We start from the raw sequence: 21405 nt of genomic DNA, 5'->3' as shown, positions 1-21405 counted from the left end.
TGTTAGACCCTGGGTCAAGGTGTAGGGCTGTGCAAGATTTATTATCTCAAGACGAAATTGATGCGCTCTTACATGGCGTGGACGATGGCGACGTCGACACCGAGGAGGATGTCGATGCGGCGGGGGTGCGCAGTTACGACCTGACCAGCCAGGACCGCATTGTCCGCGGCCGCATGCCGACCCTGGAGATGATCAACGAACGCTTCGCCCGCTATACCCGCATCAGTCTTTTCAACCTGTTGCGCCGCAATGCGGACGTGGCCTCCGGCGGCGTTCAGATCCTGAAGTTCGGGGAATATATTCATACGCTTTATGTGCCCACCAGTCTTAATCTGGTGAAGATTCGCCCCTTGCGCGGCACCGGCCTGTTTATCCTGGACGCCAAGCTGGTGTTCAAACTGGTGGACAACTTCTTCGGCGGCGACGGCCGTCACGCCAAGATCGAAGGACGGGAATTCACACCGACGGAAATCCGCATCGTACAGATGGTGCTGGAGCAGGTGTTCCATGACATGAAGGAAGCCTGGAATGCGGTGATGAAGGTGGACTTCGAATACGTCAACTCGGAAGTTAACCCGGCCATGGCGAACATCGTCAGCCCCAGCGAAGTGGTGGTGGTGAGCACTTTCCACATTGAACTGGACGGCGGCGGCGGAGACATGCACGTGGCCATGCCGTATTCCATGATCGAGCCCATACGCGAAGTGCTCGACGCGGGCGTACAGAGCGACGTCGACGATGTCGACGAACGCTGGATCAGCGCTTTACAGCAGGACATCCTGGAAGCCAGGGTGCCGCTTAATGCCGCCGTGGTCAGACAAAAGATTTCTTTGCGCTCTCTGTCGAGGCTGAAGCCCGGAGACGTGATTCCGGTGGAGATGCCGGAAACCATTACGGTGACAGCGAACGGCGTGCCGATATTCATCGCCAAGGTAGGGCAGTGCAACGGCAATCTGGCGCTCAAGATTGTAGATAAGATTAAGCGGTCGGCGGCGACGCCGACGAAGGAGGCGCAATGGCTGAAGACGACGACAATAAAGAAAACGATTTAGACGATACGAAGTCTGAAGAAGAAGCGCTGGCGGACGAGTGGGCTGCTGCGCTGGGTGAACAGGAAGCGACTGAAGCTGAGGGCGACAGAGAGGATGAATGGGCCGCCGCGATGGCGGAGGCTGAGAGTGCGGAGGCGAAAGGAAAAGCCGCTGATGACGACATCCGCGCCGCGTCGTTCGAAACCTTCGACGAGACGCTCCCAACCAGCGCGCCGGGGGCGCCGGATCTGGATGTGATCCTGGATATTCCGGTCACCATTTCCATGGAAGTCGGCAATACCCAGATCGCTATTCGCAACCTGCTGCAGCTCAACCAGGGGTCGGTGATCGAGCTGGACCGTCTGGCCGGGGAGCCTTTGGACGTGTTGGTTAACGGCACATTGATCGCCCATGGCGAGGTGGTGATGGTCAACGAAAAGTTCGGCATTCGTCTGACGGACGTCATCAGTCCTTCCGAACGCATCAAGAAACTGCGGGGTTAGGGTTGAAACGTACTGGATTTAACTTAACTGTGCTTTGCGTCGCCATGACCACGACCCTGTGGTTCTGGGCGCCGGGACTGGCGCGGGCGGCGGAGGAAGCCGCCGCCAAGAAACCGGTGGCGGGCGTGGAGGCGGGACAGCTGCTGCAAGTCGGCGGCGCGCTGGTGCTGGTGCTGGCGCTGATCGGCGGAGCCGCCTGGATGATGCGCCGCTTCACCGGTCTGGCCCCGCAACAACATCAACATCTGAAAATGCTGGCGGTGTTGCCCGTGGGGACCCGTGAGCGCATCGCGTTATTGCAGATCGGCGATCGTCAAATAATCGTCGGCATTACTCAACATCAAATCACCAACCTGCTCACATTGGACGAGCCGCTAGAACTGTCGCCACATAGCGGCGAGTTTGCACGGAAGTTGCAGAGCCTTTTGCGTCGTACTGAAAACGAAGCAAAAGGCGAAGCGAATGGCGCGCAATAGGGTCCTGCGGTTAACTTACCTGATCTTGTTTTTGATGCTTCCTGGAGTCGCCTGGTCGGCCCAGGACGCCATCCTGCCGGCGGTCAAGCTGGTGACCAACCCGGACGGCACGCAGGAATATTCCGTCACCCTGCAAATTCTCGCGCTGATGACGGCGCTGACCTTTATCCCCGCTTTCCTGATGATGATGACGTCTTTCACCCGCATCATCATTGTTTTCTCCATCCTGCGTCAGGCGCTGGGGTTGCAACAAGCTCCTTCCAACCAGATTCTGGTGGGCATCGCACTGTTCCTGACTTTTTTCATTATGGGGCCGACGTTTAAGCAGGCCAATGAAATGGCGCTGCAGCCTTATCTCGCCGAGAAACTGACAGCGCAGGAAGCCGTGGCCAAAGCCAGTGAACCCTTCCGCGAGTTCATGCTGCGTCAGACCCGTGAAAGCGATTTGGACTTGTTTATTCGACTGGCGGGGGATGAGAACAAATACGCTAACCCGGAAGAAGTGCCGTTCACGATTCTGATGCCGGCGTTCGTCACCAGTGAGCTGAAAACCGCATTTCAGATCGGCTTTCTGATTTTTATTCCCTTTCTGATTATCGACATGGTGGTGGCCAGCGTTTTGATGGCCATGGGGATGATGATGCTATCGCCGATCATCATCTCGCTGCCGTTCAAAATCATGCTGTTCGTACTGGTGGATGGATGGGCCCTGATCATGGGCACTCTGGCCGCCAGTTTTGGGGTTTAGCACGGTCAACCGAGGAGAACGCTTATGACGCCTGAAGTGGTGCTGGATATTTTTCGCGAGGCCTTATGGTTGATCGTCACGCTGGTGACGCTGATCGTGGCGCCGAGTCTGGTGGTCGGTCTGATCGTCAGCGTTTTTCAGGCGGCGACGCAGATTAACGAACAGACCCTGAGCTTCCTGCCTCGTCTGCTGGTGACGCTGATCGTGATCATTATCGCCGGCCCCTGGATGCTGACGCAGTTGATGGAGTACACCGACATGCTCATCACCAGCATCCCTGACGTCATCGGTTAGGGAGCCGTACGGTGTTTGAGTGGACGGACGAACAGATCGGCGCCTGGATGGGCATGCATCTGTGGCCATTGTTTCGCATCTCCAGCTTCATGATGACGACGCCGATTCTGGGCACGCAAATCGTGCCTGCCCGCGTACGGCTGACGCTGGCGCTGCTGATGACGATTCTGATCGTGCCCTCGTTGCCGCCAGTCCCGGAAGTGGACCCGCTATCCGTCAGCTCGGTGGCGATTATTATTCAGCAAGTGCTGATCGGGCTGGCCATGGGCTTCGCCGTGCTGCTGCTGTTCCAGTTGTTCGTAGTGACCGGTCAAATGGTGGCGATGAACATGGGATTGGGCTTCGCGTCCATGGTGGACCCGACCAACGGCATCACAGTGACCGCGCTGAGCCAGTTTTATCTGATGCTGGTGACCCTGTTATTTCTCGCCATGGGCGGCCATCTGGTGATGTTCGAGGCGGTGGTGGAAAGCTTCCGCTTTTTACCGATCTCGGCGCAGGAGGTGGACGCATGGTCTTGGTGGTATCTGGCCTCACGCATCAGTTGGATGTTCGCCAGCGCGCTGATGATCGCCTTGCCGGCGGTGACCGCGCTGCTGATCGTGAATATTTCCTTTGGCGTAATGACCCGGGCGGCGCCGCAAATGAATATTTTTTCCATCGGCTTTCCGATGACGGTGCTGTTTGGTCTGGTGGTGTTCTGGATCAGCATTGGCGGCATCATGCCCCAGTTCACTGTGTTGAGCGAGAACACCTTTGATTTCATGCAGGTCATGCTGCAGCCGACGCCGCCTTGATAAGACGGCGCTGGCCCAGGACAGAAGACGATTGCGCAGGACGCCTGAACCCGAAGTAAAACGAGTGTGACGGACGATGGCCGATAACGACACCAGTCAGGAAAAAACCGAAGAACCCACCCCCCGAAAGATTGAGAAAGCCCGGGAGGAGGGGCAGATTCCCCGTTCCCGCGAGCTGAATACCACGGCGGTGTTACTGGCGGGAGCGGTCGGTCTTCTGGTGTTTGGAACGACTATCGCCAAGGCGCTGGAAGGCGTCTTTCGCGCCAGCTTTACGTTAACCCGGGAGGAAGTGTTTGACGCTCATCAACCGTTGATTCATCTCGGCATGGCGGCGTTGGATATGGCGATCGCTCTCGTGCCCTTCATGCTGGTGCTGCTGGTGGCGTCTCTGCTGGGGCCTATTGCGTTAGGCGGCTGGATGATGAGCGGCAAAGCGGCGGCGCCGAAATTCAGTCGCATCAACCCGCTGGAAGGCCTGAAGCGGATGTTTTCGCTGAAGTCCCTGATGGAGTTGATCAAAGGCATCGCCAAGACGCTGGTGGTGGGCGGTGTGGCGCTCATAATTCTGAATCACTCCATACCGGATCTGTTGGCGATGGGAGCGGAGGATACGACAGTGAGCATGGCCCATGCCTGCAAGTTGCTGGCGTGGAGTTTCCTGTTTCTGGCCAGCTCCATGATACTGATCGCCATGGTGGACGTGCCCTTTCAGATATACGACCACCAGAAGAATCTGCGTATGACCATGCAAGAGATCAAGGACGAATACAAGGACACGGAAGGCAAGCCGGAAGTGAAGCGACGGGTGCGGGAAGTGCAATACGAGATGAGCCGCCGTCGCATGCTGCAGGATGTGCCCAAGGCGGATGTGGTCATCACCAACCCGACTCACTACTCCGTGGCGCTGAAGTATGACGCCAAGAAAATGGCGGCCCCCATCGTGCTGGCCAAAGGCGCAGATCACATGGCCATGAAAATCCGTGAAATCGCCAGGGCGCACAAGGTTGAGCTGGTCTCGGCGCCGCCTTTGACCCGCTCCATCTACCACCACTCGGAAGTGGGGGACGAAATTCCTTCCGGTCTGTATCTCGCCGTAGCGCAGGTGCTGGCGTATGTCTTTCAACTGCGTCGTTATCGCGGCGGCTACGGTAAGAAGCCCCAGGGCATGCCTGACTTCAAGATACCTTCCCATCTGCGCCGGGATCAGTGAGTTGCGTTAACCGCTGTCCGGCGTCGCTTTTCCATAGAGCGGCACAGTTCCTGCAGACACACTAGGGAAACGGTTTTTTCCGTCAACCTTTTGTCGTTTGGAGTGTTATGGAACGAGCTGCCGCGATCAACAACCTGAAGGCCCTGACCCACGGCAACCTGGGTATCCCGGTGCTTCTGATGGTGTTGTTGGGCATGATGACGTTGCCGGTGCCGCCGTTCCTGCTCGACGTCTTCTTTACCTTCAATATCGCCTTATCGCTAGTCATTCTGCTGGTGTGCGTGTACGCCATGCGTCCCATGGAGTTCGCCATATTCCCGACTGTGCTGCTGGTGGCGACCTTATTGCGTCTGGCTCTGAACGTCGCTTCCACACGTGTGGTGCTGCTGGAAGGTCATGAAGGCGGCGATGCGGCGGGTAAAGTTATCCAGTCTTTCGGTGAAGTGCTGATCGGCGGCAACTACGCCGTTGGTCTGGTGGTGTTCGCCATTCTGATGATTATCAACTTCGTGGTGGTCACCAAAGGCGCGGGACGCGTCTCTGAAGTGAGCGCACGCTTTACCTTGGACGCCATGCCCGGCAAGCAGATGGCGATCGATGCGGATCTGAATGCAGGCATTATCAACCAGGACGAAGCCAAAGCGCGTCGGGCGGAAGTGTCGCAAGAGGCTGATTTCTACGGGTCCATGGACGGCGCCAGTAAATTCGTTCGCGGCGACGCCGTCGCAGGTCTGCTGATTCTGGCCATCAACCTGATCGGCGGTCTCGCCATCGGCATCATGCAGCACGATCTGGAGTTCAACGACGCCGTCCAGAAATATGCGCTGCTGACGATCGGTGACGGTCTGGTGGCGCAGATTCCTTCACTGCTGCTCAGCACCGCGGCGGCCATCATGGTCACCCGCGTCAGCACTCAGCAGGATATGTCCAGCCAGGTCATCAACCAGTTGTTTGGCTCCCCCCGGGCGCTGGCCATTGTCGCCGTCGTTATGTTCATCATGGGCGTAATTCCAGGCATGCCGCACATGGCGTTTCTGGGGTTGGCGTCAGTGTTTGGCGCGGCGGCGTATTTCATGTGGAAACGCCAGCAACAGTCGGAAGTGGTGGACGAAGGCGTCACGCCTGCGCCCAGACGCCCAGGCGCGCCGCCGCAACCCGGCGGCGGACCCGCACTGGCGCCCGGCGAGAGCGCGCCGGCGGTGCGTGGACCCGAGACCAAAGAGCTGGGCTGGGACGACGTGGCCAGCGTGGATATCGTTGGTCTGGAAGTGGGTTACCGCCTGATTCCACTGGTGGACAAGTCGCAAGGCGGGCAGTTGCTGGCCCGTATCAAGGGCGTGCGTAAAAAACTGTCGCAGGAACTGGGCTTTCTCATGCCCTCCGTGCACATCCGCGACAACCTGGATTTAATGCCGAACTATTACCGCATCACCCTGATGGGGGTCACGATCGCGGAAGCGGAAATTCATCCGGATCGGGAAATGGCCATCAATCCCGGTCAGGTCTTCGGCAAGCTGGACGGCATTCAGACCAAAGACCCGGCCTTCGGTCTGGAGGCGGTGTGGATTGATCCGTCCCAGAAAGAACAGGCGCAGACGCTGGGCTACACCGTGGTGGATTCCAGCACCGTCGTGGCGACGCACCTGAATCAGGTGCTCAGCCGTCACGCCTATGAACTGATCGGCCATGAGGAAGTGCAACAGTGGCTGGAGCAGCTGGGCAAGAAAGCGGCGAAACTGGCGGAAGAGCTGGTTCCCAACACCGTTTCGCTCAGCACCCTGTTGAAGGTGCTGCAGAATCTGTTGCAGGAAGATGTGCCGGTGCGGGATATGCGCAGCATTGCGGAGGCCATCGTCAACTTTACGCCGAAGACCCAGGACGCCGGTATTTTGACGGCGGCGGTGAGGGCGTCGCTGCGTCGTCTGATCGTCCAGAACATAGTAGGGGCGGAGCCTGAGCTGCCTGTTATCACTCTGGACCCAGGGTTGGAACAATTACTGCTTAAATCTATGCAACAAGCGCAACAGGCCGGCGGCATGGATGACATCGGTCTGATTTTGGAGCCGAGCATGATGGAAAAACTGCAACGCTCGCTGGCGGAAGCAGCGCAGCGTCAGGAAATGCTCGGTAAAGCGGCGGTCTTGCTGGTGTCCAACAGCCTGCGCCCGGTTCTGGCGCGGTTCATCAGACTCAGCGTGGAGCGCATGCATGTCCTGGCTTATCAGGAAGTGCCGGACAACAAACAAATCACCATCGTGGCGACAATCAGTGGGTAATCCCGTGCGGGCTCGTGGAGCCGGGAGACTAACATTATGAAAGTGAAACGTTTTTTTGCAGCGTCAATGCAACAGGCTTTAAAGGATATCCGTGAAGATCTCGGCGCGGACGCCGTCATTCTGTCCACCAGTAAAACGGGGGATGGCGTGGAGGTGATTTGTGCGCTGGATTATAACGAGGACGATCAGCGCAGCAGCATGCCTGAGCAGGAAGGCCCACGCCCGACGCCCTCTGCGGTGGCCCGGGAGACGGCGGATCGCCATCGTCGCCTGGAAGATGAAATGTCGCGGGTGCGCGACCGGCTGGAAACGCTGAAAAGCAACGCCAGGCCCAAAGCGGAGACCACACCGGCTTTTGCCGCTGCAGAACCGGCGGCGACGGCTTCCCGGCAAATCGGCGCCGGAGAACCGGAAACCTCACGTATGCTGGCGGAAATGCGCGAAGAGATCATGCAGCTTAAAAGCATCATGCGTCAGCCTGTCGCCGCCGCGCGTCCGGAAGAAAATCCCGGCCATCGCGAGCTGATCGAACGCATGCAGGAAATGGGTATCTTCCGTGAGCTGCAAAACGCGCTCACCGCCAAGGCGGACCCGCGTAAAGGCGCGCAAGAACAATGGCGCAACCTGATGGCGCGTCTGGCGCATGGTTTGAAGGCGGAAAATGAAGAACTAATTCATCAGCGCGGAGTCTGCGCGCTGCTGGGGCCGACCGGCTCCGGCAAAACCACCACCCTCGCCAAACTGGCGGCGCGTTTCGTGGTTCACTACGGCGCCGAAAAACTGGCGCTGGTCACCACCGATCGTTTCCGGGTGGCCAGTCAGCAGCAATTGCAGTCCTTTGGACGCTTGCTGAATGTGCCGGTGTACGTGGTGGATGAAGAGAACAGCCTGGACGATCTGCTTGACCGTCTCGCCAACAAACGTCTGGTGCTGGTGGACACAGCCGGATTGACGCCCCAGGACCCGAATTGGGAGCGCCAGCAGAAAGACCTGAAAGTGACTCGTCACCGCATCAGAAATTATCTTGTATTGTCGGCAGTTAACCAACCGCAGGTCATGAAATCCACCTATCATTACTATAAGATGTTGGGGCTTTCCGGCTGTATCATGACCAAACTGGATGAAGCGTTCAGTCTGGGTGAAGTGTTGAGCATGGCCATCCTGAACCGGCTTCCGGTCGCCTATGTCACCGACGGACAGAAAATACCCGATGACATTCATCCGGCGAAAGCGCATGCCCTGGTGGCGCGCGCGGACGCTTTGTGGCGGCGGACCCGGCGGGAGACCGAACAAACTAATAACACCAGTCGCTTCGCTGCGGAACTGGTGGTCTAAACTATTGAGTGCGGGGTCAACGCCGCGCCGTCTAATAACAGGAGATATCTACCGGTATGAGTAAAGTACATCCGGTTCAAGTTATTGCAGTCACCGGAGGAAAGGGGGGTGTCGGCAAGAGCAATGTTTCCATAAATCTGTCCCTCGCGTTAGCGGATCTGGGACGTCGCGTCGTGCTGCTGGATGCGGACCTCGGACTGGCGAATATTGATGTGTTGCTCGGCGTCACCGCCTCGCGCAATATCGGGGATGTGCTGGCGGGGGATTGCACCCTGCGGGAAGTCATGATCGAAGGGCCGGGGGGGATAAAGATCGTCCCGGCGTCATCCGGCACCCAGCATCTTACTCATCTGTCTCCTCTTGAACATGCGGGACTGATCAACGCCTTCAGCGATATCAGCGACGACCTGGACGTGCTGGTGATCGACACGGCGGCGGGTATCTCCGAACAAGTGCTTTCCTTCGTGCGCGCGGCCCAGGAAGCCCTGGTGGTGGTGTGTGACGAGCCCACCTCCATTACTGACGCCTATGCCGTCATCAAACTGCTCAACAAGAACCACGATATGTACCGTTTTCGGGTGCTCGCCAACATGGTTCGTTCCGAGCAGGAAGGGCGGCATTTGTTCGGTAAATTATCCAAGGTCACCGAACGCTTTTTGGAAGTTGCGCTACAATATGTAGGAAGCATTCCATTCGACGAAGCCGTACGCAAATCGGTGCAACGGCAACGTCCTGTGTACGAAGCCTATCCGCGCGCCAAAGCGTCGTTGGCGTACCGCCAGCTGGCGCAAAAAGTGGACAACTGGCCGTTGCCGACGGCGCCGAGAGGCAATTTGGAATTCTTTGTGGAGCGTCTGGTGCACAGTTAGACACGCGCCGGACGGAATGCGAGGGCTCGCCCGGCGGCTATATCCCGGGCGCTTGCGATAAGGCGTGATGGCTGCGCCGGACATATCCTCAAACACCCATGAGAACGTTTTTGTTGAAATCATCCGGTTTATTGCAGGCCTTGCGCGCAAATTCATGTCATTGGCGAACACTTATATGATGTATAGCGAGACGCGGGCGGAGCGCGCCGACACTTTGGTCAGGCAATACGCGCCTCTGGTCAAGCGCATCGCTCATCACCTGATCGCCCGTCTGCCCGCCAGCGTGCAGGTGGATGATTTGATTCAGGCGGGCATGATCGGACTGCTGGAAGCCGCGCAGAAATATGACGCCAGCAAAGGCGCCAAATTCGAAACCTATGCAGGCATCCGCATTCGCGGCGCCATGGTGGATGAAATTCGTAAAGGCGATTGGGTGCCGCGCTCCGTGCACCGCAACGCCCGCAATATCGCGGACGCGATACACACTATTGAAGCCCGCACCGGCCGAGACGCGTCGGATGCGGAAGTGGCGGCAGAGCTGGGCATACCCCTGGAGCAATACCACGCCAGCCTGCGCGACGCCAGTTCGGGGAAGCTATTCAGCCTGGAAGAGCTGGGCGTTCACGGGGAGGGCGGCTCTGACGACGAAACGTTAACCACCGACAATCCCCTCAGCGACATCGAACAAAACGCCTTTCTGGAAAAATTGAGCGCCGCGATAGACGGTTTGCCGGAACGGGAGAAGCTGGTGCTGTCTCTCTACTATGACGAAGAACTCAACCTCAAGGAAATCGGCCAGGTGCTCTCAGTCAGCGAGTCCCGGGTCAGTCAGATTCATTCCCAGGCGACCTTGCGACTGCGATCCCGTCTCTCAGACTGGAAAAACAGCTAAATCAAGCCATTGCCTGCGCAGGTTAATGTTTTTTCGAAATCAGTATCCTGCGGTCATGTTTTCTAAAACAACTTGTATCAAAAAACTGGATAGTACGGCGCGACCAGCTAGACTTACTCAGTAGAGTAATGAAATCAAAGGGTTTCCAGCGTCGCCATTGTGGAGGTTACATTGGACAAGAACATGAAAATCCTCGTTGTAGATGACTTTTCAACAATGAGGCGGATTATTAAAAACCTGCTTCGGGATTTGGGCTTCACCAATACCGATGAAGCGGATGACGGGTCCACCGCGCTGCCGATGTTAAAAACCGGGAAGTTTGATTTTCTGGTCACTGACTGGAATATGCCCGGAATGACGGGAATCGAATTACTCCAGGCTGTTCGCGCTGATGATAGTCTGAAAAACCTGCCGGTGCTCATGGTGACGGCGGAAGCCAAACGGGATCAGATTGTCGCAGCGGCGCAGGCGGGTGTTAACGGGTATGTGGTGAAGCCGTTTACTGCGGCCGTGCTGAAGGAAAAGATAGAGAAAATCTTCGAGCGGATCGACTCATAATAAAACCGCAGGAATTACTATGACCAATGAACAGCAGCCACCATCCTCCTCCCAAGAGGAAATTGAGACGCGCTTGAGCGAGCAGGCGGCGAGCTTGATGGAGCACGTTAGTAAGGGGGACTTTGGCGAAGCGTTGCGGGTAATTTCCGACCTTAATGACACTCGGGACCGTACGCTGTACCACGAAGTGGGCAAGTTGACCCGTTCGTTGCACGAAGCCATACGCAATTTCAATATCGACATGGGCAATGTGAGGATGAATCAGGAGGAGGAGCTGTCGAAAATCGCTGACGCCTCTGATCGCCTTTCCTATGTGGTCGATATGACCAACAAAGCCGCCAACAAGACCATGGATATGGTGGAAGCGAGCATGCCTGTGGCGATAGAGATGAAGCAGGAGGCCCATGAGCTGAAGGAAGCCTGGGGACGACTGCGCCGTCGGGAAATGGACCCCTCTGAGTTCCGTGAGCTGTATAAGCGCATTGATAAGTTTTTGGTGGATCTGGCCGCTAACAGCGACAAGGTGTACACCAATCTGTCGGAAATATTATTGGCTCAGGACTTTCAGGATCTCACGGGACAGGTCATCAACAAGGTTACCGGTCTGGTCAAGGAAGTAGAAGTGAATCTGGTCAAACTGGTCGCCATGGCGGGCAAGGTTGACCGCATAACAGGCATTCAGCATGAGATGAAAGCCGAAGAAGAATCTATTACAAAAGGGCACGGCCCGCAGATCCAGACCGAAGGACGCTCAGATGTCGTCGCCAGCCAGGACGACGTGGACGACCTTCTTTCCAGCCTTGGTTTCTGAGGAGCACATGAATGGGGTTTGAAGCGGACGAAGAAATCCTGCAGGACTTTCTAGTCGAAGCGGGAGAAATTCTTGAACAGCTCTCAGAGCAGTTGGTGGAACTGGAGCAGAACCCGGACGACCGCGATCTGCTGAACGCCATTTTCCGTGGGTTCCACACCGTCAAAGGCGGCGCCGGTTTCCTTCAGTTGGACGCCCTGGTGGAATGCTGCCACGTGGCGGAAAACGTCTTTGACCTGTTGCGAAACGGCCAGCTTGGCGTCGACTCCGAATTGATGGATGTCGTGCTGCAGACGCTGGACGCCGTCAACGAAATGTTTTCCCAGGTGAAAATGCGGGAAGAACTGACCCCTGCCGCGCCCGAACTCATGGCCGCCCTGGAGCGACTGGCCAGCGGCGAGTCCGCTGCTGTGGCGGAAGAGGCTGACGAGCCCGCCGAAGAAGCCGTGGAAGAGCACGAAGAAGACGCGGCTGAAGACGTTGAAGAGCCTGTGGCGTCGGCGGAAGGCGATATCACCGACGACGAATTCGAGAATCTGCTCAACGCCCTGGACGATGAAGACGGCGGCGAGAAAGCGGAGGCGTCGGAGTCGAAAGGCGAAGGCGATGAAATCACCGAGGACGAGTTCGAGAAACTGCTGGATCAACTGCATGGTCCCGGCAAGTTTGGAGGACCCCAGGAGGGCAAACCCGCCAAGGCTGCTCCCGAACCCGCTCCGGTTCCCCAGGAAGAAGCGGCTGAAGCCGTGTCCGCCGGCGACGGCGATGAAATCACCGACGATGAATTTGAAGCCTTGCTGGATGAACTGCACGGCAAAGGCAAGTTTGACGGCGCCGTCTCTGACGGGACTGAGCAGAAGAAAGCCCCCGCCGCAGAGAAGAAAGGCAAACCTGCGGCGAAAGCCGAGCCTGAAAAGCCTGCAAAGAAAGTAGAGAAAAAAGAAGAAGCCGCCGCTGGCGACTCCGAACTGATTACCGACGACGAATTCGAAAAACTGCTGGACGAGTTACACGGCTCCGGCAAGGGACCGAGTCCTACCGGCGGCGCCAAGCCCGCCGCGGCGAAACCGGCGGAAAAGGCGGCTGTGAAAAAAGAGCCCGCCAAGAAGGAGCCGGTCAAGAAAGAACCGCCGAAAGTCGTCAAGCCCGCGCCAGCTCCAGCCCGCGCCGAGCCGGACGAAGAACGGCGTCAGCCTGCGGCGAGCGCCGCCGCTGGAAAAGACGCCCAGGCCAGCATCGCGACGGAAACCACGGTGCGGGTGGACACCAAGCGCCTCGACGACATCATGAACATGGTCGGCGAACTGGTGCTGGTGCGTAACCGTCTTAAGCGTTTAGGCGAAGAGTTCGCCGACGAGAACATGAGCAAAGCCGTGTCCAATCTGGACGTGGTCACCAGCGATTTGCAGTCCGCCGTCATGCAGACGCGGATGCAGCCCATCAAGAAAGTATTTGGCCGTTTCCCCCGCGTGGTGAGGGATCTGGCGCGCAACCTGCGCAAAGAAGTCAATCTGGTGTTGCGTGGGGAAGACACCGACCTGGATAAGAACCTGGTCGAAGCTCTGTCCGACCCACTGGTCCACTTGGTGCGTAACGCAGTGGACCACGGTATCGAATCTCCCGAAGCGCGCGAGCAAAAAGGCAAACCGCGGGTAGGGCGCGTGGTGCTGGCGGCGGAGCAGGAAGGCGATCATATTCTGCTGTCCATCGAAGACGACGGCGCGGGTATGGACCCGGTGGTGTTGCGTCAGAAAGCAGTGGAAAAAGGCATCTACGACGTGGACGCCGCGGAGCGTCTCACCGACAACGAGGCGTATAACCTGATATTCGCGCCGGGCTTCTCCACCAAGACGGAAATATCCGATGTGTCCGGACGTGGCGTCGGGATGGACGTGGTCAAAACCAAGATCACCCAGTTGAATGGCACCATCCATATTGAATCAGAGTTGGGGCGCGGCTCGCGCATTGTAATCAAAGTGCCGTTGACCCTCGCCATCATGCCGACCTTGATGGTGATGCTGGGAGATCAGGCGTTCGCATTCCCATTGGTGAGCGTGGTGGAAATATTCCACCTTGACCTGACCCAGACCAATATCGTTGATGGACAGGAATGTATTGTGGTGCGCGAGAATGTGTTCCCGCTCTTCCACATCAAACGCTGGCTGGTGAAGGGCGCGCAATTCGAACCTACTGAAGAGAACGGTCATGTGGTGATTGTCTCTGTCGGCACCAAGCGGGTGGGCTTTGTGGTCGATCAACTGGTCGGCCAGGAAGAAGTGGTCATCAAACCCTTGGGCAAAATGCTGCACGGCACGCCGGGAATGGCCGGCGCCACTATCACTGGAGACGGGCGCATTGCGCTGATACTGGACATTCCCAGCATGCTTGGACGCTACGCCAAGTCCAGCAAAGTATACGGTCGGCCGACGTTCAGGAAGAGTCAGTTGGTGACGGACTCTGATGAAACGGAGCCCGCGGCTTCCGCAGGCTGAGCGCCTGTCATAAGGCGCAGCGGCGGAGTGATTTCCAAAAACGGGAGACCGATGAATGGCCTTAAAGGTCCTGGTAGTAGATGATTCGGGATTTTTCAGACGTCGCCTTTGCGAGATCCTGAACTCCATAAGCGATGTCGATGTCGTCGGCACGGCCAGTAACGGCCGCGAAGGCGTGGAGATGGCGCTTAAACTGAAACCCGACGTCATCACCATGGACTACGAGATGCCGGTCATGGACGGCATTACCGCGGTCAAGGAAATCATGCGGACTCAGCCCACGCCTGTCTTGATGTTTTCCTCTCTTACTTACGAAGGCGCCCGAGTGACCTTTGACGCCCTGGAAGCTGGTGCGGTGGATTTTCTACCGAAGAGCTTCGAGGCGATGTCCGGCGACGCCGCCAAGATCAAACGCCTGCTGCACGACCGTATTAAAGAAGTTTCGCGAGCCAAATATCGTATGTCCGGGGCCTCCGCTTCAGCGCCGGAACCGGCCAAACCCGCGCCGCCGACGCCCGTACGCGAGCCGCCCAAGCCCGCCGCGCCGACGCCGCGCGCCGCTGAACCACGCGCCAAGGCTCCGCCAGCCAAACCGGAACCGAAGGTAGAGCCAAAACCGGAAGTGAAGGTGGCGAAAACCCGACGCACGCCGCGTCAGGACTATAAAGTGGTGCTGATCGGCACTTCCACCGGCGGTCCGGTGGCGCTGCAAAAAATTCTCACCCGCTTACCGGGCGCGTTTCCAGCGCCGCTGGTGCTGGTGCAGCATATGCCGGCCTCTTTTACGCCGGCGTTTGCTGAACGTCTGAATCGTCTGTCACAACTGTCCGTCAAACAGGCGGAGAACGGCGAGATCCTCAAGCCCGGATGGGCCTACATCGCCCCTGGCGGCAAACAGACTTTGATCGAGCGCGTCGGCGCCCAGGCGCGGGTCAAAATTCTCGACGGCGACGAGCGCTTGCACTACAAGCCCTGCGTGGACGTCACTTTTGGCTCCTGCGCCAAGATGTTTCCCGGCAAAGTACTGGGCGTCATCTTGACCGGCATGGGTGCGGACGGCCGTGAAGGCTGCCGCATGCTGAAAGAAAGCGGTTCCGTGGTCTGGTCTCAGGATGAAGCGACCAGTGTGATTTACGGTATGCCGATGGCGGTGGCCACCGCCGGTCTGTCGGATGAAGTCTTAGCTCTGGATGAATTTGCGCCGCGGTTGATTGACGGTGTCGGATAATGGACTTACTCAGCATCGTGGGCGTCCTGATCGCCCTGGTGGCGATTATCGGCGGCAACCTGATCGAAGGCGGCGATGTTTCCTCCTTACTGAATCTGCCGGCGGCGCTGATCGTCATTGGCGGCACATTCGGCGCCATTGTGCTGCAACACTCCGGCAAGGTATTGAAGCGTTCCTTTAAACAGTTTCTCTGGGTCTTTCTCCCTCCCTATCTTAGCTTTGAAGACGACATCCAGAAGGTCATCTCCTGGAGCATGGTGGCGCGCAAGGAAGGGCTGTTGGGATTGGAGTCCGTAGCGGAAAAAGAGCGCGATCCGTTTTCCCGCAAGGGGCTGCAACTACTGGTGGACGGCGCCGAGCCGGAATCCATCCGCAGCATCATGGAACTGGAGCTTAACAGCCGCGAGCAGCGTGATCTGGACGCCAGCAAAGTCTATGAAGCCATGGGCGGCTACGCGCCTACATTGGGGATTCTCGGCGCCGTGCTTGGGTTGATTCAGGTCATGAGCCATTTGGAGGACCCCTCCATGTTGGGGCCTGGCATCGCCACGGCGTTTGTCGCCACTATCTACGGGGTTGCGTTGGCTAACCTGTTCTACTTTCCCATCGCCAATAAATTGAAAGGCATTGTGCACGAGCAATCGCTGCTGCGGGAAATGATGATCGAAGGCATCGTCGCCATCTCCGAGGGAGAGAATCCCAAAGCAATAGAATTGAAGTTGAAAGGGTTTCTGTCATGACGCCAGTTGTTAACCCTTCATGTCGATAAGCGGGAGTCGCCAGTCATGAGAAAGCGCCGCCGCAACCGGGAAGAATCCCATAACCACGAACGCTGGCTGGTGTCCTATGCGGACTTCATTACCCTACTGTTCGCGTTTTTCGTGGTGATGTATTCGGTTTCCTCCGTCAACGAGGGCAAATACAAAGTCCTGTCTGAAACCCTGGAAGGGGTGTTCAACGCCACTCAGCGCAGCCTTAATCCTATTCAGGTTGGACAACAGACCGCAGCGCCTCCGCAAAGTGAATCGCCTGCGATACAGCCTTTCGACAGTCCGGAAAGCCAGCCCGGCGAAACCACGGAAGAGCAGGAAGGGGAGCGCTTGCGGGAAATCGCCAATCGGTTTAACTACCGGCTAAAAGGGTTGATTGGACAAGGCATGGTGTCCATCAACGAGAATGACAACTGGATCGAGCTGTCCCTGCGCAATAATCTGCTGTTCAACAGTGGCGACGCCGTGCCGGTGGACGCTGCGTTCAATCTGATCGACGGCATCGCCGGCATCCTCAAAGACTACCCCAACGCCATTCTGGTGGAGGGCTTCACTGACAACGTGCCTATTCGCAGTTCGATTTATCCTTCCAACTGGGAGCTTTCCTCGGCGCGTTCTGCGGCGGTGGCGCGCTTGCTGATTATCGGCGGCGTTGACCCAAGACGTCTGGCGGCGGTGGGATACGGCGAATATCAGCCGGTCGCCCGTAACGATACCACCGAGGGGCGGCAAAGAAACCGTCGAGTGGTTTTGTTGGTGGCCAAGGACGCCAAAGTGCGTCTCACCATGCGGCGCTGACCAGGTCAGGGCAGGCGCGCAGTTTTCCCGCCAATTGACGGTTTATCCTGCTGAAACAGGCCGCGAGATCCCGGCGTTGGCATATATCGTGCAATCCCCTCATGGCGAAACAGGGAGAGACGGATTGCGGCGCTGACTTGCCGACGCTGCGCATAAGGATTGTCATTAATGTCCGTCACTGTGAGCTTCTATACTGTCATTAGGAACTCTGTTGCGACATGACGAATATGCGCCGCAGAGACGCTGTGACGCGCTGTCGTCACCTATCTGAACATCAACGCGGGGAGTATCAACCGTGCGAATCTGGACCGTCGCGAATCAAAAAGGAGGCGTGGGTAAAACCACCACCGCCGTCGCCCTCGGCGGGATTCTGGCGCAACAAGGCAAGCGGGTGCTGTTGCTGGACCTTGATCCGCACGGCTCGCTGACGTCTTATTTTAAATATGACCCGGACAGTATCCGCGGCAGCGTATACGACTTATTCATGCATGAGGGCAAAGTGCCGGCGGATTTGCCGCGCACTCTGATCCGCGACACCAGCCACCCCAATCTTAAACTGTTGCCGGCGTCTACGGCGCAAGCCACGCTGGAGCGGAAAATGGTGGGTGTGGAAGGCATGGGGTTGATCATCTCCAAGGCGCTGGCGCACTTGTGGGACGACTTCGATTACGCCTTTCTGGATAACACGCCGGTGCTTGGCGTATTGCTCATCAATGCGCTGGCGGCCTGCCAGCATATTCTGATTCCGGTGCAGACGGAATTTCTGGCGCTGAAGGGGCTGGAGCGCATGCTGCACACCCTTGGCATGGTGATGAAGAGTCAGAAGAATCCGCTTTCCTATACTGTCATTCCCACGATGTTCGACCGTCGCACGCAGGCGTCGGTGCAGACCTTCCGCACGCTGCGGCATCAGTATGGCGATGTGGTCTGGCGCTATGCGATTCCCGTGGACACCAAATTCCGCGACGCCAGCCGGGCGGGCGTGATTCCTTCCATGTATGACGCCGCCACCCATGGCGTGCGCGGCTATGAAAAACTGTTGCACGACCTGTTGGAAGCCAACGTGGGGTTCAATCCGCCGACTCAAGCCCACGCGGGCGGCGCGGCGTAACTAAAGGGCGGCGGAGGTCGCCGCAGGCATTAAAGGATATTTGTTGAGTAATGGCAGATAAGCAGTTCGCCGATCCTGATAACTACGATAAGGCAGTCCTCGATTACATTGACGACCTGCTGCGCCCCCCTGCGCCTGAGCAGAAGCCGGCGCCAGACAAGGATAACGAGCCTTCTGACGTTGATTTGTCGGCGCAGGAGGACAAGTCCGTCGCTACGGCTGCGTCTGCGGTGGAGCCTGACCTCAAAGAGGCCTCAAGCCAGACCCGCGGGCGTGAGCAACCCTCGACCACAGCGAATGACCTGCAGCAGACTCAGTCACAACCCACAAAACCGCAACCAACGAAATCGCCGCCGGAGACGCCTGAGACCGAACGCGCTATAGCCGCACCGCGTCATAAAGCGGTTTCGCCAGGGAAGGAGGTGGACATGAACACGGCGGAGAAAGAAAGCGCCTCGACGCATTCCGCAGCGGAGGCGTTACTGGAACAAGGGCGTATGACTCTGGCGCGCCAACGTATGCTCGCCCGACAGGCGGAGCAGGCGCGTCTGGCTTTGCAGGAACCGCCCAGGCTGGTGATGCCGATGCCCAAGGTGGCTCCGCCGTCGCCAGCGCCAGTGGAGACGGAAAAAAAACCGTCGGTGGCGGAGCGAAGCGCGGCGTTACGGGAGAAGTTAAAGCAATGGCGTGTCTCGGAATCGACAGAAGAAGAGCCGGAACCGCAGTCGCTGGCGCGTCAAAAAGTTGAAGCGAGGCGTCAAGAACGTGACGCGCCGACGGTGGTGGAGCCGGAAGCAGCGCAGCAGGAGGAGGTTGACGTTGAGGCTGGCTCCGGCGGCGCGCCGGATGGATGGGCCGCTAACGGCAGGCCGGTGTGGGCGCAGGAGCGATTTGAGTGCCTTCTGTTTAACGTGGCGGGTCTGAAATTGGCGGTGCCGTTGATTTCTCTTGGCGGCGTGCATGCGATGGATCATGAAACCACGCCGCTGTTCGGCATGCCCTCCTGGTTCGTCGGGCTGATACCTGTAGCGGGAATGAATGTGAGAGTCGTGGACACGGCGCAATGGGTCATGCCTGACCGCTATAAGTCGCAATACCGCGAAAATATCCGCTACATCATTCGCTTGCATGATTCTGAGTGGGGGCTTGGCTGCGATTTCATCGCGGAAGCATTTACTCTGGACCCGGATCAGGTGCGCTGGCGTAGCGAACGTTCTAAGCGTCCATGGCTGGCCGGCACAGTGGTGACGCATATGTGTGCGCTGTTGGATGTGGATGGTCTGGAGCAACAATTGAATCAGTCATCCGCCAAAGCCGGCAAAAAAAGCTGACGCGGAGCCGACGACGGACCTGGGGCGGTTGGCAAAATCGGCTGGCATAGATCCTGCGTTGTTCTATATTAATTAAGTACAAACGCTAGAAATTTGACGCTCAGCGTCGGGAGAAAGAGGTTAAACGCTATGGCATCCTATTCAGGGCAGGGCCAAAGTTCAGAAGATCCGATTCTGCAATACGTGACCTTCAAGTTGGATCATGAAACTTACGGCATCAATGTTATGCAGATCCAGGAGGTGTTGCGCTATACGGAAATCGCCCCGGTGCCTGGCGCGCCGGACTACGTTCTCGGCATCATCAATCTGCGCGGCAATGTCGTCACGGTCATCGACACCCGCAAGCGGTTTGGCTTGTCGGAAGCGGAGGTGAGCGATCACACCCGGATTGTGGTGATAGAGGTGGATAATCAAGTCGTGGGCATTCTGGTGGACTCTGTGGCGGAAGTGGTTTATCTGCGGCAGTCGGAAATGGAAACCGCTCCAAATGTCGGCAACGAGGAAAGCGCCAAGTTCATTCAAGGCGTCTGCAACAAGAATGGAGAACTGATTATTCTGGTTGAATTCGAAAAAATGATGTCAGAAGAAGAGTGGTCCGAGGTGGCGTCCTTGTGATCAGTCTCACCCAATAAGCTGGCGCGGGAGGATAAGTTATGAATCCGCAATTCATGAGTTGGGAGCTGCTTGTGTCCCTGTGTTTCGGGCTGGTCGTCGCCATTGCCTGTTTCACTCTCTGTCGGATGCAGGCCAAGCGCATTGTACGTCTGGAAATCGAGGTCGGGCAGATGCGGGATAAGCTCAATATGCTCTCCGACAGTGGCATTGGCGTGGGTCGAAAGGTGGTTTCCATTGATCAGCGTCTGAAAGCCGCTGAACTCAAGCAAAAAGAACTGCAAACCATGGACGTGCAAAAGGTGTCTTACAATGAAGCGGCCCGCCTGTTGTCGTTGGGCGCGGAAGTGGAGGATTTGGTGAAAGTCTGCGGCCTGACCAGGGCGGAGGCGGATCTGATTAAAGCGCTGCATTCCAGCCAGACTGGAGCGCAGAGACCGGCTCGGCATTGACCCGAACCGATTCCGCCTGACCAGAGGGCGGGCGAACAGGTTTATCTATTAAAACGCAAACCCGGCTGTGGCGCTGTCGCCGCAGCCGGGTTTGTCGTTATAGAGTCTCTTTGGTTTCTTTTTCTTGTTTCAATAACGCCACCGCCAGTTTGACGTCCTCGGACAGTGAGCTGTCCTCGCCTTTCTTGTGCACCGGCAACACCATGAAATGTACGCTGCCGTCCGCGTTGGTCACACTGGTGGCGATGATGGCGTCGCCCTCAGTCGCTGCGCCGTAGTAATCGGCGATAATATCCGACGGCTTCTCCGTCAGGCCGCCAAGCCGCTCGGCTTCTGTGTTGTCGAAAAGAAGAATCTCTCCGGACTGGGAAAGCTTCTGCAGCAGCCTTTCTGTTTGCGGATCGAACGGGAAATTACTGGTGTCGACATAGCGTAACCCTTCCGCTTCGATAAAGTCGTACAGCTCTGCGCTAAGCGATGTGGACGCCTGCGATACCCAGGGGCCCGTGTCCTGAACCGGCTCTTCCACCTCGGGAGCCGCTTCGGCCTCCGCCTGTGGCGTGGCTTCCTCTATAAATTCGGGAGAAACGCTTGTCAGCGTTGCGTCCTGGTTGACCGCCTGGATTTTCGTCGCCGTGGTTTGCGATGCGGAGTTCACGTCAGAGTCGTCGCCGCTTGTGTGGTAGAGAAAAACGCCCGCCGCCAGACATAAGGGCGCGCCCCATAAAACCAGTTTTTTTACTGACATAATGATCACCTTCTACTTGTCATGTCCGCTGGAAGTGGCTCCCCTTGGGGGAGCCGTCAG

General features: G+C 57.5%; 22 protein-coding genes. 21 read left to right on the top strand and 1 reads right to left on the bottom strand.

The annotated features are described in order from the left end of the window. Window positions 1-29 precede the first annotated feature (29 nt). From fliM to KP814_RS00620, 21 genes are all read left to right on the top strand, one after another. Window positions 30-1052, top strand: coding sequence for a flagellar motor switch protein FliM (gene fliM, locus KP814_RS00720; RefSeq protein WP_216734952.1), 1023 nt, complete (start codon window positions 30-32; stop codon window positions 1050-1052). Beyond that, on the top strand, window positions 1016-1534 hold the full coding sequence (gene fliN / locus KP814_RS00715; protein WP_216734951.1) for a flagellar motor switch protein FliN: 519 nt from the start codon (window positions 1016-1018) through the stop codon (window positions 1532-1534). The genes fliM and fliN overlap by 37 nt, the downstream gene beginning before the upstream one ends. Window positions 1535-1536: 2 nt before the next feature. Beyond that, window positions 1537-2010 (top strand): flagellar biosynthetic protein FliO, encoded by a 474-nt coding sequence (gene fliO, locus KP814_RS00710; protein WP_216734950.1) that lies wholly within the window; start codon window positions 1537-1539, stop codon window positions 2008-2010. Further along, a complete protein-coding gene (fliP, locus tag KP814_RS00705) occupies window positions 1997-2758 on the top strand; it encodes a flagellar type III secretion system pore protein FliP (RefSeq protein WP_216734949.1) in 762 nt (253 codons plus the stop codon). The genes fliO and fliP overlap by 14 nt, the downstream gene beginning before the upstream one ends. Before the next feature lie 24 nt (window positions 2759-2782). After that, window positions 2783-3052, top strand: a complete 270-nt coding sequence (gene fliQ / locus KP814_RS00700) for a flagellar biosynthesis protein FliQ (RefSeq protein WP_216734948.1) — start codon at window positions 2783-2785, stop codon at window positions 3050-3052. Window positions 3053-3063: 11 nt separating this feature from the next. Further along, window positions 3064-3849, top strand: a complete 786-nt coding sequence (gene fliR / locus KP814_RS00695; protein ID WP_216734947.1) for a flagellar biosynthetic protein FliR — start codon at window positions 3064-3066, stop codon at window positions 3847-3849. Between the two features lie 76 nt (window positions 3850-3925). After that, a complete protein-coding gene (flhB, locus tag KP814_RS00690) occupies window positions 3926-5062 on the top strand; it encodes a flagellar biosynthesis protein FlhB (protein ID WP_216734946.1) in 1137 nt (378 codons plus the stop codon). A gap of 107 nt (window positions 5063-5169) precedes the next feature. After that, window positions 5170-7338 (top strand): flagellar biosynthesis protein FlhA, encoded by a 2169-nt coding sequence (gene flhA / locus KP814_RS00685; protein WP_216734945.1) that lies wholly within the window; start codon window positions 5170-5172, stop codon window positions 7336-7338. Window positions 7339-7374: 36 nt separating this feature from the next. Further along, entirely contained in the window at window positions 7375-8673 is a 1299-nt protein-coding gene (flhF, locus tag KP814_RS00680) for a flagellar biosynthesis protein FlhF (protein ID WP_216734944.1), read from the top strand. Window positions 8674-8729: 56 nt separating this feature from the next. After that, window positions 8730-9542: a MinD/ParA family protein gene (locus tag KP814_RS00675; protein WP_127969110.1), complete on the top strand. Its 813-nt coding sequence runs from the start codon at window positions 8730-8732 to the stop codon at window positions 9540-9542. A gap of 154 nt (window positions 9543-9696) precedes the next feature. Further along, entirely contained in the window at window positions 9697-10434 is a 738-nt protein-coding gene (locus KP814_RS00670; RefSeq protein ID WP_253938081.1) for an RNA polymerase sigma factor FliA, read from the top strand. A 171-nt stretch (window positions 10435-10605) separates the two neighbouring features. Then, window positions 10606-10992 carry a chemotaxis response regulator CheY gene (gene cheY / locus KP814_RS00665; RefSeq protein WP_127969112.1) on the top strand — a complete coding sequence of 129 codons (387 nt, stop codon included), beginning with the start codon at window positions 10606-10608 and terminating at the stop codon, window positions 10990-10992. A gap of 19 nt (window positions 10993-11011) precedes the next feature. Further along, window positions 11012-11803 (top strand): protein phosphatase CheZ, encoded by a 792-nt coding sequence (locus KP814_RS00660; RefSeq protein ID WP_216734942.1) that lies wholly within the window; start codon window positions 11012-11014, stop codon window positions 11801-11803. A gap of 11 nt (window positions 11804-11814) precedes the next feature. After that, on the top strand, window positions 11815-14295 hold the full coding sequence (locus KP814_RS00655; protein WP_216734941.1) for a chemotaxis protein CheA: 2481 nt from the start codon (window positions 11815-11817) through the stop codon (window positions 14293-14295). A 55-nt stretch (window positions 14296-14350) separates the two neighbouring features. Next, complete coding sequence (locus tag KP814_RS00650; RefSeq protein WP_216734940.1) at window positions 14351-15523, top strand: chemotaxis response regulator protein-glutamate methylesterase; 1173 nt, start codon at window positions 14351-14353, stop codon at window positions 15521-15523. Further along, window positions 15523-16263 (top strand): flagellar motor protein, encoded by a 741-nt coding sequence (locus tag KP814_RS00645; RefSeq protein ID WP_216734939.1) that lies wholly within the window; start codon window positions 15523-15525, stop codon window positions 16261-16263. Before KP814_RS00650 ends, KP814_RS00645 begins: the two co-directional genes overlap by 1 nt. Window positions 16264-16308: 45 nt before the next feature. Further along, complete coding sequence (gene motD / locus KP814_RS00640; RefSeq protein ID WP_216734938.1) at window positions 16309-17091, top strand: flagellar motor protein MotD; 783 nt, start codon at window positions 16309-16311, stop codon at window positions 17089-17091. Window positions 17092-17386: 295 nt separating this feature from the next. Then, the gene (locus KP814_RS00635) at window positions 17387-18202 is read left to right on the top strand and encodes a ParA family protein (protein ID WP_216734937.1); all 816 of its coding nucleotides are present in this window, start codon (window positions 17387-17389) and stop codon (window positions 18200-18202) included. A gap of 50 nt (window positions 18203-18252) precedes the next feature. After that, window positions 18253-19533, top strand: a complete 1281-nt coding sequence (locus KP814_RS00630; protein ID WP_216734936.1) for a chemotaxis protein CheW — start codon at window positions 18253-18255, stop codon at window positions 19531-19533. A gap of 129 nt (window positions 19534-19662) precedes the next feature. Then, entirely contained in the window at window positions 19663-20148 is a 486-nt protein-coding gene (locus KP814_RS00625) for a chemotaxis protein CheW (RefSeq protein ID WP_011398905.1), read from the top strand. A gap of 38 nt (window positions 20149-20186) precedes the next feature. After that, window positions 20187-20597, top strand: coding sequence for a DUF2802 domain-containing protein (locus KP814_RS00620; RefSeq protein WP_216734935.1), 411 nt, complete (start codon window positions 20187-20189; stop codon window positions 20595-20597). Between the two features lie 97 nt (window positions 20598-20694). On the opposite strand, the gene KP814_RS00615 is transcribed toward KP814_RS00620, so the two are convergent. After that, window positions 20695-21345, bottom strand: coding sequence for a hypothetical protein (locus tag KP814_RS00615; RefSeq protein ID WP_216734934.1), 651 nt, complete (start codon window positions 21343-21345; stop codon window positions 20695-20697). Window positions 21346-21405: the final 60 nt, after the last annotated feature.

This window comes from Hahella sp. HN01, assembly GCF_018986435.1.
In the GTDB taxonomy this organism is placed as follows: Bacteria; Pseudomonadota; Gammaproteobacteria; order Pseudomonadales; family Oleiphilaceae; genus Hahella.
This window is presented reverse-complemented; position numbering and strand designations above follow the sequence as displayed.